This window comes from Chitinophaga silvisoli, assembly GCF_003412465.1.
Taxonomy (GTDB): Bacteria; Bacteroidota; Bacteroidia; order Chitinophagales; family Chitinophagaceae; genus Chitinophaga; species Chitinophaga silvisoli.
Window position 1 is genome coordinate 338,389 of sequence record NZ_QTJV01000002.1, and the last position, 13,398, is coordinate 351,786.

The window sequence follows — 13,398 nt, forward strand, 5'->3', positions numbered from 1 at the left end:
GCCGAATGGCAACCCCGCTTTTTTTTATTGCTCCTCCTCTTTCTTCGCCGGTGGCAGCGTTCCCGCAGCCTTATCCTTCTGATACTGAGCAAAACTATTTTTAATATACAACATCAAATCATACTCTGTCGCATCCTGCATAAACTGGTACCCCGGCCTATACCTCATCATAAAACTATCCAACTCATTTCCATTCAGGTGCGTCATCTTCTCCACCAATTCCGGGCTATACCGGTTATCTATATACTTTTCCTTCTCCCAATATACCAGCTGCTCTTTGAAGTGTTCATTACGCTTCCTCTGCTTACTGGGCACCAGGTATGTCAGTGCTGTAATCGGGTGCGCCGGCAATGTCTTCAACACATCCATCGCTCCCGGTTTCTTATATCCAAAATACTTTGCATATTCCTGCCTGGTAGCCGCCGAATCTCTCACATAATTACGCCCTCTTACATCCACACCCTGTATAGTAATTACCCGCTTGGTCATATACACATTAATGAACATAGAAGTAGAAGGTACAGCTACAAATTTTCGTTCATAAGTCAACATGCTGAACTCCAGGGTATCCCCCGGCATTGCATCAATCTCAAATCGACCACTTTCACTCCCTAACACCCCTGACCGCGTCTTTTTATTGATAATACTAACGTTCGGAATCCCCTGTCTGTTGTCAATGTCCGTAATCAGACCCGACACTCTTACCTGCGCACCTGCGTGCTGCAGACAGAAAAACAGGCTAAAAAATAGTGCTCCAAGCCAGATGGGAAGCGTTTTAATTCGTCTAGGCATCGCTCAAAAATAAATTTCCCCTCGCAAATGAAACGTTAAAAATAGAGATTAATGTTCAAAAATCGGGGTTAATGGCCGTTAAACATACCATTAATTTATAAATAATTACTTTTAACACTCATATATTCCAAACACTATGCCTCAGAAGATCATTTTTGCAACACAGCGCTACCAGTATCTCAAAGACCGTATACTGGCGCTGGCCCCCCACTGGGAGGAAGGAAAACTGGAAATACGTGACTTTCCGGACGGGGAGCATTATCACCGTATCAGGAGCCAGGTACATGGCAAAGAGGTAATAGTGCTGGGAGGTACCATTGACGACAAAGAAACCCTGGAATTGTTCGATATTGCCCATGGATGTATCCAGCTGGATGCCCATGCATTAAACCTGGTTATACCTTTCTTTGGTTATTCCACCATGGAAAGAGCCGTCAAATCAGGCGAGATTGTGAAGGCCAAAACCCGGGCTTTACTTTTTTCTGCCCTGCCCGCTACAAACAGTGGTAACAAAGTGGTGCTCATGGATCTTCATGTAGACGGTATCACTTACTACTTTGAGAGTGGGGTAAGACCAGTTCACCTGTATGGCAAAGACCTCGTCAAAGAAGCAGCGATGGAATTAGGCGGCGGTGAACCATTCGTATTAGCAAGCACCGATGCAGGAAGAGCAAAGTGGGTGGAATCACTTGCGAATGATCTGAATGTAGAAGCAGCCTTTGTATTCAAAAAACGCATCTCCGGCGAAACCACACAAATCACAGGTATCAATGCAGAAGTAGAAAATAAAAATGTCATCATCTATGATGATATGATCCGCACTGGTGGCTCCCTCATACATGCTGCACAATCCTACCTGGATGCAGGTGCAAAATCTATTTCCGTCATCACCACGCACGGAATATTTGCTGGTGGCGGATTTGAGAAGATCAAAAAAAGCGGGATCATCAAAAAAGTGATTTGTGCAGATACACATCCGAATGCACTAAGTATACAGGATGATTTGCTGACAGTAAAATCAGTAGATAAGATCATAGTTGACTATTTTCAGCACCAGGGATAAAATTCCAACACACTTCACTTACTAAGCCGCCGTATGCATCAGTCATCAACGACGGCTTTTTTTAAATACCTGGTAAACTCATTCAGGTAATCTCATCAAGTGAGTATTACTGCACAATTCCGGCACCGGGCCTTGGCAAGGTGTTTGATATACAGCGTTCTGGAAAGGAAGAGCTGTAGAGTAGTGCTGCGCAACAAACACACAAACTGACATAACGAACACTGAATTGTTTGAAACGGTGCTTCACCGCAGGTGAGGGGCAGGAAAATACCATATGCGGATGTTGCATTTTCACACCTATAGACCAACACTGTAGAAGCCAGTGGTTAAGGCATTTTACAGGAATTCCCAAGAAATAATCCTGAGCCGGTTCATTGTACCGAAGATTTCGATTGTATTATAATTGAGCGAAGGAATCAGGTATTGTAAACAGGAAACGGAAACCTGTTACTAAAAAATTTTAAACCAAATCTTGCAATATAACAATGAGAAGCCATGTACTTACCTGGTTATGGCTGTGCTTTGCTATTTACTGTACTATAGGACCCAACAGAGCAAGCGCAAACGTTAACCGGCCAATCCTGACGTATTCTGCTGTAAGCACAATACAGCAGCAACCCAAAGACACTACTGTGAAGCCGTCCGCTTCTCCCGTAGTGATCACCCCTTCTGCCGGCAAACCGGCCACAGACACGACTAAGCCAGCAACGGCCACTCCTGTGACCATTACGCCGAACAATAATAATCAAAGCAACAAAGCAGACACAAACAAACCTGCTGCGGCTGTGATTAAACCCAATAATACGGCGAAGGATAGTACTAAAACAGATACTACCCAACCTGCTGCTGCAGTGATTACTCCTAATAATAAGGCGAGTGACAGTACCCGCAAGGATACGACCAAACCCGCTACTGCAGCTAGTGACAGCTCAAAGAAAACTTCTTCTGACACATCTGCACTGATCCTGCCTTCAGATAGTAATACACTGAAGAAAGAGATTGGTCAATTCACATTGAATGGTGTGGTAAAACAACCGGGAGGCCAGCCCATACCGGGTGCACAGGTAGTGAACCTGTCCACAAAGCAAGGTGTTGCAGCCAATGTAGATGGTACCTTTTCTATCAAGGCTTCTCTGAAAGATACCATCAAAATATCAGCACCTACCTTTGGCGACCAGGCAATACCCTTGACCAGCAAGGATTCCCTGCCAGTGACATTGACGGCAGCCTCTACGGGTAAAAAACAATTGCAGGAAGTAGTAGTCACTGCACTCGGTATTCAGCGCAATACAAGAGCAGTAGGTTATGCTATTGAAGATGTAGGCGGTAGTGCCGTACAGGAAGCAAAAGAAGTGAACTTCGTAAATGCCCTGCAAGGTAAGGTACCGGGTCTGCAAATCTCCTCAAACACCGGTTCCATGGGCGGTTCCAACAAGATCACCATCCGTGGTACAAAATCAATCTTAGGTGATAACAACGCATTCATAGTTGTAGATGGAACTCCATTCGTAAACAGCAACAGTAACCAGCCAGGACAGCTGAATGGTGGTGGTGGTTATGACTACGGTTCCTCTCTGCAAGATATCAATCCTGAAGACATTGATAATATCTCCATCCTGAAAGGTGCCGCTGCTACTGCACTGTACGGTAGTCGCGGTGCAAACGGTGTAATGCTCATCACTACCAAAAAACGTCCTGATGTAGGCGGTGGTATCGGTGTAACATATAGCCTGAATGCACAAGCGGATCAGGTTTCTATCTTACCACACTACCAGAATCAATATGGTGGTGGTAGTGGTGGAAAGTTTGAAAAGCTTTATTACAACGAACATCCTGAAGCCTTCACCAGCGAGTCCAGTGCTACATACGATGACAATGACGGATTAGGAAGATATGACCTGATGCCGATATACAAAGCAGATGAATCATGGGGACCAAAACTGGAAGGACAGCTGGTGCGCCCATACTACTCCTTCGATAAAGATAAGGGCAATCCTTACTTTGGCCAGACTACTCCATGGGTAGCGCAACCTAACAACGTGAAGGATTTCTACAGAACGGGGTATACCATCACCAACAATATTGCTATGGCCGGCACGAATGACAAAGGCTATTTCCGCCTCTCCTATGGCAATATGAACCAGGTATTCGTACTGCCTAATGCAAGTATGAACAGGAACAACGTATCGTTCAATGGTGGATATGAAATCGCGAAAGGACTGAAAGCAGTAGCTTCTGTAAACTACACTGCATTCGCCGCGAAAGGCAGACCTGGTACAGGTTTCACCGGACCTAACCCCACCCTCCAGTTTACAATGTATGGTCAGCGTCAGCTGAATCTCGATATGGAAAAGAGATACAAATATGAAGATGGTTCACAGATCACCTGGAACCGTACTTCATGGGATAATCCTGCTCCTGCTTCCAGCAACGGACCATACTGGAACCGCTACATGGATTATGAAACCGATAGCCGTAACCGCATCTTCGGTAATGCAGGCCTTGATTATGAAGCGAACAAATGGTTAACCTTCAGTGGCCGCGTGTTTATGGATAACTACAATTCACTGCAGGAAGAACGTACTGCAAAAGATTATTTCATAGGTGGCTATATCAAGCGTTTACCAACTGCAAGAGAAATGAACTACCAGCTGACTGCTAATATGAAGTTCGATCTTGGAAAAGATTTCAAACTGAATGGCCTGGTAGGTGGTAATATCATGCACCGTAAATGGACTGTAACAGGTGGTGCTACCAATGGAGGCCTGATCCTGCCACTGGTATATAACCTGAACAACTCTGTTACTACTGCGACTCCGTACGATGAATATTATGAGAAACAAATCAATTCCGCATTTGCAACTGCATCCCTCTCTTATAAGAACTTCCTGTTCTTAGATCTGACAGGACGTGCTGACTGGAGCTCTGCGCTGATGAGTGAAAACAATCCTTATGTATATCCATCTGCGTCCGCATCCTTTGTATTCTCCGATTTATTGAAGAGCTGGAAATGGCTGTCCTTCGGTAAATTACGTGCAAGTGCTTCTGCTGTAGGTAGTGATACCGATCCTTACCAGATCTATGACATCTACCAGTTCGTAGCTGGTTTTGGCAGTAACCCAATCACACAGGCTTATCCTACCAAATACAATATGAATCTGAAACCTGAGCGCACACAGGAATATGAAACAGGTATCGCCCTGAAGTTCCTCGATGAACGCGTAGGCCTGGATTTCACCTACTATCAGCGAACTACCAAAGACCAGATCATGCCGCTGACAGTATCTCCGGCTACAGGTTATACCACTACATATGTAAATGGTGGTAGTGTTCAGAACAAGGGTATTGAAGCATCACTGTCACTGAATCCTATCCGCCTGAAGAATGGTTTCCGCTGGGATATCGTAGCGAATATTGCACGCAATAAGAACAAAGTGTTGAATATGAATATCGACCAGTACGGTACTTCTCTCACGCAGTTAACGATCGGAACTGACCGTCGTACTACAAGAGTATCAGTAGTAGGCCTGGTAGGTCAGCCGCTGGGAACACTGATGGGTACCGACTATGTGTACAATGATAAAGGTGAACGCATCGTAGGTGCTGATGGCAACTACCTGATCTCAGATATCAAACCTATTGGTTATGCTTATCCTGATTACACAGGTGGTATCAACAATACGTTCTCTTACAAAGGGATCTACCTGTCTGCGCTGATCGACTTCCAGCATGGTGGCAATTTCTTCTCTTATACCAACATGTATGGTAAGATCTCTGGTCTGCTGGATGTCACTGCTGACAACAATGTGCGTGAAACCGGTATCATCGCAAAAGGTGTGAAGGAAGATGGCACACCCAATGACGTAGTGCTGGATGCAAATACTTACTTCGTAAACAACGAAAACAAAACCTTGAGCAAAGCGAACCTGTATGATGCAAGTTATATTTACCTGCGTGAAGTAAAGCTGGGTTATAACCTTCCGGAGGCATGGTACAAACGCTTCCACGCACAGAGTGCAAGACTCTCTTTATATGGCCGTAACTTATGGTTGATGCATAGCAATGCACCAAACGTAGACCCGTCCAACATTCTCAATTCAAGTTCCAACATTGTGGGTATAGAAGGTGGTGCATTGCCATCCATCCGCTCTTTTGGTGTTAACCTCAATGTTTCATTCTAAAAAATGACGCAAAATGCTTAACCGTATCATAAAATATAGTTTGCTGTTTGCTTTCGTTGGGCTGATGATGGCCGGATGCAGAAAGCTGGATAGCATCAATCACGATCCGACTAAATCAACTACTACCGAGCCTCCATATTTGCTCACAGGTGCAGAAAAAAGTGTAATGGACATCCTGTATAGCACTTTGCAGAATGGCTACATCGGTATGCAGTATGCACAGTTTTGGACTGGCAATACCAGGGTTGCAGACAGCCAGTATTCACTGGATGAAAACAACAATGGCGCTTTGTGGACCACGCTGTATGCAGCTGCGCATAACCTGGACCTGATCCGCATTCTGAATGCTGATGGCACTAATCCTGCTGCGCAAAATCAGAATGCTATTGCAGGTATTCTGAAAGTATGGATCATGCAGATCCTGACAGATACTTATGTGAATGTACCATATACACAAGCATTGGATGTTACAAAATATATAACACCAGTGTATGACGACGCAAAAACAATTTACAGTCAACTCGCTGATACGCTGACAGCAAATATCAATGCGCTGGATGCTTCTCAGCCTACATTTTCCACGGCAGATGTGATCTATAGCGGAGATGTAGATAAGTGGAAAACTTTAGGTCATAGCCTCATGCTGCGCCTGGCTATCCGGATAGCGGATGCTGACAATGCAAAGGCGAAAAGCCTGATAGAAGCAAACTACCAGGGAGCAATGACCAGTAACAGTGACAATGCGGAATTTGCATACCTGGGTGCTGATCCCAACAGGTATCCGATGGATGAAACCAACAGGCCTATTATTGATTTCTTTGTAACAACCACACTGGTTGATTATATGAGGAGTGTCAATGATCCAAGACTGGGTATCTATGCAAGACCAGTAGAAGGTCTTACAATTGATACAATCTATGGTATGCCTTATGGGATGAGCACCACAGATGCAAATCGCCCCAGCACAGCTTCTTACCCTGGTACAAAGATCTATGGTGCTGATATGAAAGGCATCCTGATGACTTATTCAGAAGTAGCCTTTACACTGGCAGAAGCGGCAGCAAGAGGCTATTCAGTAGGCAGTGATGCCGCTACTTATTATGAAGCGGGTGTACGTGCTTCTATGGAGTACTGGGGGGTAACTGATGGTGTGGATGAATACCTGGCTACAGTACCTTATAATGGTGGAGATTGGAAGAATGTAATCGGTACACAAAAATGGCTGTCATTGTATCCGCAGGGTTTCCAGGCATGGTTCGAAAGAATCCGCCTGAACTTTGCAAAACCTGATGGTTCCGCTCTGTTCATTGCACCCGTTTCCGGCTCACTGGATCAGGATGTGACACTGGTGCCTTACCGGCTCACTTATCCAATAGTGGAGTCGAACTCCAACAGTACCAATTACGCCGCTGCAGGTAGTGCTATAGGCGGTGATAATAAGGGCACGAAGAACTGGTGGATTACTTACTAACACAACTATCACTTATAAAACCCTGCCGGCCTGCTCTTTAGCGGGCCGGCTTTTTTTATGGCTGTATTTCTTATTTTTACTACTCAACCTATTATGTGATTTAATATATGCGCACAAAAATTTGCCTGCTGGCACTATGCCTGCTTATGGGCGGTCTACAACTTTCCGCACAGGAACTCACCCAGGGCTATAGCCACTGGTATACTTATTTTGGTACTGCACAGATTAACCAGAAATGGGCGATTGCGTACGATTTTCAGGCGAGAATACGGGATGGAATCAGTGCTAAGGGGCAAATCCTGAGCAGGGCAGGATTGCAGTATACGCCGGGGAAGAATGCAAGCTATCTGCTGGGGTATTCGTTTATTACAACATATAGTGACGGGGCGGATCAGTACTTCCCGGAGCATCGTATTTATCAGCAGTTCATTTATAAGAATAATACCCGGACCTTCAATATGACACATCGCGTTCGATTTGAGGAGCGTTGGGTAGGGGCGAAAACAGTGAGTTCAAAGGATGTGCAATATTGGAAATATGGGCATCGTTTGCGCTATTTCAACCGTACGCAGTTCCCGATCCGGAAGGGAGAGAAAACGACTCCTTTTTATTTCGCTCTGCAGAATGAGTTTTTTATGAATGTTTTCAATAGTGAGATCAATGATAAATTCGTAGATCAGAATCGATTCTTAATTGCGCAGGGCTATGCTTTGAAGCCAAATCTCAAGGTAGAAGCGGGGTATATGAATCACTTTGTACAGCCAGCTACGGGAAATAATTCTATGACGCATATTTTGCATCTTGCTGTATTCCACAACTTCGATTTATAAAAATATTCGCACATCAAAAAAAGCGGGCAGTCCAGAGAACTGCCCGCTTTTTTTGCAATTATTTTATTTAGTTGATCTTATTCTTCGCTAACCGCTCAAATTCTCTTTGCTCCAACTCAGTCTTAAACGCACTCGTGGGTACCAAAAAAAAATCCTTCTTTCCCTTGTATAAAAAGAAAAAATTCTTTGCCTTCACCACCTGTGTAAATACATGCCAGGACAACTTTTTCTCCACATCACTCTTCCTCGTGGTAATCACAATCCCATCTTCAGAATACTTCAAATGAATATCATCCTGAAACGTTGCCGCATTATTATAAATGGATACCGGGAGCATATACCAAAACACCAGGACAATCAATATTGACATACTGACAATCCCTATCAGTGCGCCCACCGTCACCAGCTGATATGCAAACCCACATAAGGTAAATACCAGCAGTATAAAAAGCGTGTTCCTGAAAACTTTGATTTCACCCCGCTGCAGGAAATGATAGCGCAATGCATGCAAAACCTCCTCCTTATTGTAACTAAACTCCAAATGCATTATGGCAAGGCAGACATTTTTTATTTAACAACTGGAATGGAAATCTGGCTTTCCATATCATCCCTGGTACTTACAGGAGCATATTTTTTATGACTGGCCACCGGTGCTTTCTTAGGGGTACCATCTGTCAGATCATCTTCGCTCAGACCAGGAAAATTATTCTTGATAAACTGAAAATACTGTTTTAAAGTTTTCGCATCCACTTTGAAAGGGAATGCAGGTTCTTCGGCTACCGCTTTCATGTCGCTCGTATTGATCCGGCTTCCATTCTGCAGGTACCATTTATATAAGTCTACTATCCCTTTCTTCAAATCCTCCTCATACATCTTATCACCATCCTGATCCTTTGGTAACATCCATACGTACTCCTCAACGCGGGTAGCGCGTGCGGTAGTTTTTGTTACGGTAGTAGCTTTATCAGAATTATCGCAGTTAGCAGACTTACATTTTTCCTTTTCCCCCTTATCGCCTTCTTTATCTTTCTTTTTTTCCTCGTTCCAGGTATTATCTAGCTTCCTCTTTCCGCTAATGGCGCTTGCTGATGATACTGTGGCACAACTTACCAACAGCAGGAACAGCAGCTTTTTCATAGTGTAAAATATTTGTAAGTCTAAAAATACAAAATCCCGGTCAAAAAATGGAAACTGTTTTTGCCCGAGCCTGCTATTTTGGTCGGCCAATGAGGTAAAAATCCCACCAAAAAAACAAAAGCAATGGATAAACCATTGCTTTCGAGAGTCATTTTACATTGCATGAAGATTCACGCCTGTAGGAATTAATTGGTTTTTCATAGGACAGTAACCATAATAAAATTAATACAATAACAAATATAATAAATATATATAGTAATGGTAATACCAGCATAAATATTTGAAATACTCCAATTTATTAGATCAATCTTAAAAAAACGTATAAAAAAATAATGGATTTATGGTAAATCCAAAATGAAAGTTTTTACGAATATATAGGAAATGCCAACTAAGAGGGGAATCCTCACTACGACTGTTATTAATACAAATCAGCAGATATTTTCCAAAAAAGATATTGTGGAGCGCGAACTAACAATGAAAAAACCTATGTTGAAAGTTATAAATGTGCCTTTGAGAGATCGGGGCTTATCAGGTAATCTATGCGGTAAAAAATAAGAAAGAGAGATAAGATCAGAACTTAGAGAAAATAGTAAGGGCACCTGGAAAGGCGCCCTCAATTTGTTACTATCCTATGAAAACCCTATTTGAATACAAATGTAAGGGCATGTTATTTTTCTTTAAAATTTTCCGGGCACAATAACAAATCATTAACAAAGACCCTGTACGCTAAACCCTGAAAATGAGGCCAGTAGCTCGTTTTCAAGGCTATTCTGACAGCAGGAAATTTACATTTGTAAATAGGGCTGAAAGGGCCTCTGCTATTGAGTTTCACCGCAAACTGGCATAGATATCCAGTCAACAAACTCAACTTTTTCGTAATTTGCTTGTATTTACTGTTCAAAAAATATATTTTTATTTTATATGATAAAAATAACTTTTTAGCTGGTTTATCCGTTACACCTTTGTGAATGGCCCAAAGATTGCAGACTGTAAAATTAGAGAGGGGGTCCAGACCACGCTATTTTTCTATAGAAAATAGCTCACATGCATATTTATCTAAGACTGTGACTTATTACCAAAAAATTTATACTTTTGCGACAACCGGAACAATGCTATTTTGATGCACAATAAAATATACAATTCTTTCATCGACAGGAAGGCAAAAGGTGTTAAATCCTTTGCAGTACTGATTGATCCGGATAAGGTAACTCCAGCAGGAGCAGCCGACCTAGCTGCTAAATGTACAGCAGCAAAGGTTGACTATATCTTTCTTGGAGGGAGCCTTGTGATTACCTCTCATCTAGACGAGTGTGTACAGCAGTTGAAATCCAACTGTGATATACCAGTAGTTTTGTTTCCCGGAAGCCCCTCCCAGGTTTCCCGCTACGCAGATGCTCTGTTATATTTATCCTTAATCTCAGGCCGTAATCCGGAATTACTCATTGGTCAGCACGTCATCTCTGCTCCCGCAGTGAAGAAGAGCGGACTGGAAGTGATTTCCACCGGTTACATGGTCGTAGATGGAGGAGCACCTACAACCGTATCCTACATCAGTAACACTACTCCTCTTCCTGCAGACAAAGACGACATTGCCATGTGTACAGCCATCGCAGGCGAAATGCTAGGTCTTAAAGTAGTCTATATGGACGCTGGTAGCGGAGCCCGTAAACCAATTACTGAAAGTATGATTGCCCGCGTGGCAAGCCAGGTGAGTGCCCCTATTATTGTGGGCGGTGGTATCCGGGATGCTGAAAAAGCCTATCTGAACTGTAAAGCTGGTGCCGACATCATCGTAGTCGGAAACGCTATTGAAAAAGATGCTTCTTTGATCAAAGAAATAGCAGATGCTGTACATGCAGCACCTGTGTTAAGATAATAGCTCCTGCAACTTAAAAAAATTAAAGTCCCCTCCTGAGAGGGGACTTTTCTTGTATTTCTAAGTTTTAAACCTGCAAATTTCTCCCACTCTAAAGACTCATCATCTCCTTAAACTTCACGGCCTGCCTTCTGCTCACCTCTATCTTTTCACCCCCTTTCATTTCCAGCAGCAATCCACCGTTAAAATAAGTATCGATCTTCTCTATCATCCGCAAATTCACAATGTGCTTACGGTTTGCACGGAAGAAAGTGCGCTCATCCAGGCGTTCTTCCAGGGCATTCAATGACTTCAGGATCAATGGCTTATTGGTCTCAAAATAGACCCTCGCATAGTTACCTACACTCTCAAAAAGGCGGATTTCCTGCAATTTTACAAACCAGCAACGGTCACCGTCTTTTACAAATACCTGGTCATTTTCTGAGAGAATGGTTCTGATCGCGCCAACTTCGGCCTGTCTTTCCTTTTCTTCCTGCTGATGCAGTTTGTGTATGGCATCTGCCAGCCTTTTTGGCTCTACCGGTTTCAGCAGGTAGTCCAGGGCATTGTACTCAAATGCTTTCAGCGCGTGTTCGTCGTATGCTGTGGTGAAAATAACCTGGGGAGCTTTCTCCAGCTCTGCCAATAAATCAAAACCGGTTTTGTCAGGCATCTGGATATCCAGGAACAGGAGATCCGGATGCAGGGTTTCAATCTTGTCCAGACCATCTTTGGCATTCACCGCTTCTCCCACCACCACTATCTCCGGATGGTCTGCCAGCAGCTTTTTGAGCTCACTCCTGGCTAATCTTTCATCGTCAATAATTAAAGCTTTTTTCATGAGCAGTTGCTTTGTTTTGATCGCTGCGCGTTACTATAAATCTAAGAATTTTATTCAACTTGAAACCAGGACCAGCTCTCAGCCTTGAGCAGTGCAGTTATAAAAATGGTCCTCTTTCACCGGAAAGCCCACCCGGACCTTATACCAGCGGCATCACCACCTTTACTTCTACCATCTCCCCATCCTTATTGTAAATATTGAAAGATGCCCTGCTGCCAAACAACATACTCAACCTTTGTCTCGTACTCTGGATCCCAAACCCGAATCCCGGACCTGAGGCCGACAGCTGCCCCGTATTCTCAATCGTAATCTCATGCTGCATATCCCTGACATGAGAGCCTATCAACACCGTTCCTCCCGTTATAATTCTTGAAATACCGTGCTTGATTGCGTTCTCCACCAATGTCTGCAACATCATAGGAGGGATGGGCAATTCCAGGGTTTCAGGATCTATATCGTATTCTACTTTCAGGCGTTCCTCGAAGCGGATCGTTTCCAGGGCCAGGTAATCCTTCACGATACTCAACTCATTTTCCAGGCTCACCGTCTCCGCTTTTTCCACCTGCATACTACTCCTCAGGATGTTGGACAACTCTGTGATAGCCGTTCTCGCCCTTTGAGGGTTTTCGTCTACCAATGCCCGTATACTGTTGAGCGCGTTAAAAATAAAATGAGGATTCAGCTGTGATTTGATCGTCTTCAGTTCCAGCTCCTTCACTGTACTCTCCAGCTTCAACTTATCTACCTGAGTATTCCTGCTGCGGTCTATATAGTGCCACACAAAATAGATGAGCCACCAGATAGCCGTGATCAAAAAGATAGGAATGAGAAAATTGACCGTCTTAAGATCCGCAAAAGTGCGCTGCTGGCTCAGATCGCGAAACAGGTTCCCGACCGAAATGTTCCCGACATAAATAATAATCCCGGCACCTACCGTCAATCCGAAGAATAACAGCATCTGGCTCTCAAAGCTGTACTGGAACCAGTTGATGCGCTGCAGCAAGCTCCGGAGAGCATGGGTGGCCACCAGACCAAAAAATATGATAAGCAACAGATTGATGGTATATGATCTGTCCACACTTCCCTGGTAGGAGTAGGCGAAGAATATATTCACGACAAAATAAGCAGCCCATCCAGCTATCTGACACCACCAATATTTTGATATTCGTTTAAACATCTATTTGAAATTAATAAACAACTGCTACATTTCAAAAATGCCCGGCCCGGG

At 43.7% G+C, this 13,398-nt stretch carries 10 protein-coding genes; 5 read left to right on the forward strand and 5 right to left on the reverse strand.

The genetic code is table 11. The annotated features are described in order from the left end of the window. Positions 1–24: 24 nt before the first annotated feature. On the reverse strand, positions 25–792 hold the full coding sequence (locus DXN04_RS07465) for a peptidase associated/transthyretin-like domain-containing protein (RefSeq protein ID WP_116852705.1): 768 nt from the start codon (positions 790–792) through the stop codon (positions 25–27). Between the two features lie 136 nt (positions 793–928). On the opposite strand from DXN04_RS07465, the gene prs reads away from it, so the two are divergent. The 4 genes from prs (at position 929) to DXN04_RS07485 (ending at position 8,337) form a co-directional block, all read left to right on the forward strand. Beyond that, a complete protein-coding gene (gene prs, locus DXN04_RS07470; RefSeq protein ID WP_116852706.1) occupies positions 929–1,855 on the forward strand; it encodes a ribose-phosphate diphosphokinase in 927 nt (308 codons plus the stop codon). A 485-nt stretch (positions 1,856–2,340) separates the two neighbouring features. After that, the gene (locus DXN04_RS07475; RefSeq protein ID WP_116852707.1) at positions 2,341–6,036 is read left to right on the forward strand and encodes a SusC/RagA family TonB-linked outer membrane protein; all 3,696 of its coding nucleotides are present in this window, start codon (positions 2,341–2,343) and stop codon (positions 6,034–6,036) included. 13 nt (positions 6,037–6,049) lie between these two features. Beyond that, positions 6,050–7,507 carry a SusD/RagB family nutrient-binding outer membrane lipoprotein gene (locus DXN04_RS07480; protein ID WP_116852708.1) on the forward strand — a complete coding sequence of 486 codons (1,458 nt, stop codon included), beginning with the start codon at positions 6,050–6,052 and terminating at the stop codon, positions 7,505–7,507. A 107-nt stretch (positions 7,508–7,614) separates the two neighbouring features. After that, positions 7,615–8,337 (forward strand): DUF2490 domain-containing protein, encoded by a 723-nt coding sequence (locus DXN04_RS07485; RefSeq protein ID WP_116852709.1) that lies wholly within the window; start codon positions 7,615–7,617, stop codon positions 8,335–8,337. A gap of 67 nt (positions 8,338–8,404) precedes the next feature. Here DXN04_RS07485 and DXN04_RS07490 read toward each other — a convergent pair whose 3' ends face one another. Both DXN04_RS07490 and DXN04_RS07495 read right to left on the reverse strand, forming a co-directional pair. Next, the gene (locus DXN04_RS07490; protein WP_116852710.1) at positions 8,405–8,884 is read right to left on the reverse strand and encodes a YcxB family protein; all 480 of its coding nucleotides are present in this window, start codon (positions 8,882–8,884) and stop codon (positions 8,405–8,407) included. A 20-nt stretch (positions 8,885–8,904) separates the two neighbouring features. Continuing rightward, positions 8,905–9,474, reverse strand: coding sequence for a hypothetical protein (locus DXN04_RS07495; RefSeq protein WP_147319870.1), 570 nt, complete (start codon positions 9,472–9,474; stop codon positions 8,905–8,907). A 1,120-nt stretch (positions 9,475–10,594) separates the two neighbouring features. Here DXN04_RS07495 and DXN04_RS07500 point away from each other — a divergent pair. Then, positions 10,595–11,350 carry a geranylgeranylglyceryl/heptaprenylglyceryl phosphate synthase gene (locus DXN04_RS07500; protein WP_072358356.1) on the forward strand — a complete coding sequence of 252 codons (756 nt, stop codon included), beginning with the start codon at positions 10,595–10,597 and terminating at the stop codon, positions 11,348–11,350. Between the two features lie 91 nt (positions 11,351–11,441). Here DXN04_RS07500 and DXN04_RS07505 read toward each other — a convergent pair whose 3' ends face one another. Then, entirely contained in the window at positions 11,442–12,170 is a 729-nt protein-coding gene (locus DXN04_RS07505) for a LytR/AlgR family response regulator transcription factor (RefSeq protein WP_116852712.1), read from the reverse strand. A 139-nt stretch (positions 12,171–12,309) separates the two neighbouring features. Continuing rightward, the gene (locus DXN04_RS07510; protein WP_116852713.1) at positions 12,310–13,347 is read right to left on the reverse strand and encodes a sensor histidine kinase; all 1,038 of its coding nucleotides are present in this window, start codon (positions 13,345–13,347) and stop codon (positions 12,310–12,312) included. Positions 13,348–13,398 lie beyond the last annotated feature (51 nt).

What these genes read in the sequence shown, in the direction of transcription:
- DXN04_RS07495 (WP_147319870.1), bottom strand. Translation starts at nt 9,474, where the DNA reads ATGAAAAAGCTGCTGTTCCTGCTGTTGGTAAGTTGTGCCACAGTATCA.
- DXN04_RS07505 (WP_116852712.1), bottom strand. Translation starts at nt 12,170, where the DNA reads ATGAAAAAAGCTTTAATTATTGACGATGAAAGATTAGCCAGGAGTGAG.
- DXN04_RS07475 (WP_116852707.1), top strand. Translation starts at nt 2,341, where the DNA reads ATGAGAAGCCATGTACTTACCTGGTTATGGCTGTGCTTTGCTATTTAC.
- DXN04_RS07510 (WP_116852713.1), bottom strand. Translation starts at nt 13,347, where the DNA reads ATGTTTAAACGAATATCAAAATATTGGTGGTGTCAGATAGCTGGATGG.
- DXN04_RS07485 (WP_116852709.1), top strand. Translation starts at nt 7,615, where the DNA reads ATGCGCACAAAAATTTGCCTGCTGGCACTATGCCTGCTTATGGGCGGT.
- prs (WP_116852706.1), top strand. Translation starts at nt 929, where the DNA reads ATGCCTCAGAAGATCATTTTTGCAACACAGCGCTACCAGTATCTCAAA.
- DXN04_RS07480 (WP_116852708.1), top strand. Translation starts at nt 6,050, where the DNA reads ATGCTTAACCGTATCATAAAATATAGTTTGCTGTTTGCTTTCGTTGGG.
- DXN04_RS07490 (WP_116852710.1), bottom strand. Translation starts at nt 8,884, where the DNA reads ATGCATTTGGAGTTTAGTTACAATAAGGAGGAGGTTTTGCATGCATTG.
- DXN04_RS07500 (WP_072358356.1), top strand. Translation starts at nt 10,595, where the DNA reads ATGCACAATAAAATATACAATTCTTTCATCGACAGGAAGGCAAAAGGT.
- DXN04_RS07465 (WP_116852705.1), bottom strand. Translation starts at nt 792, where the DNA reads ATGCCTAGACGAATTAAAACGCTTCCCATCTGGCTTGGAGCACTATTT.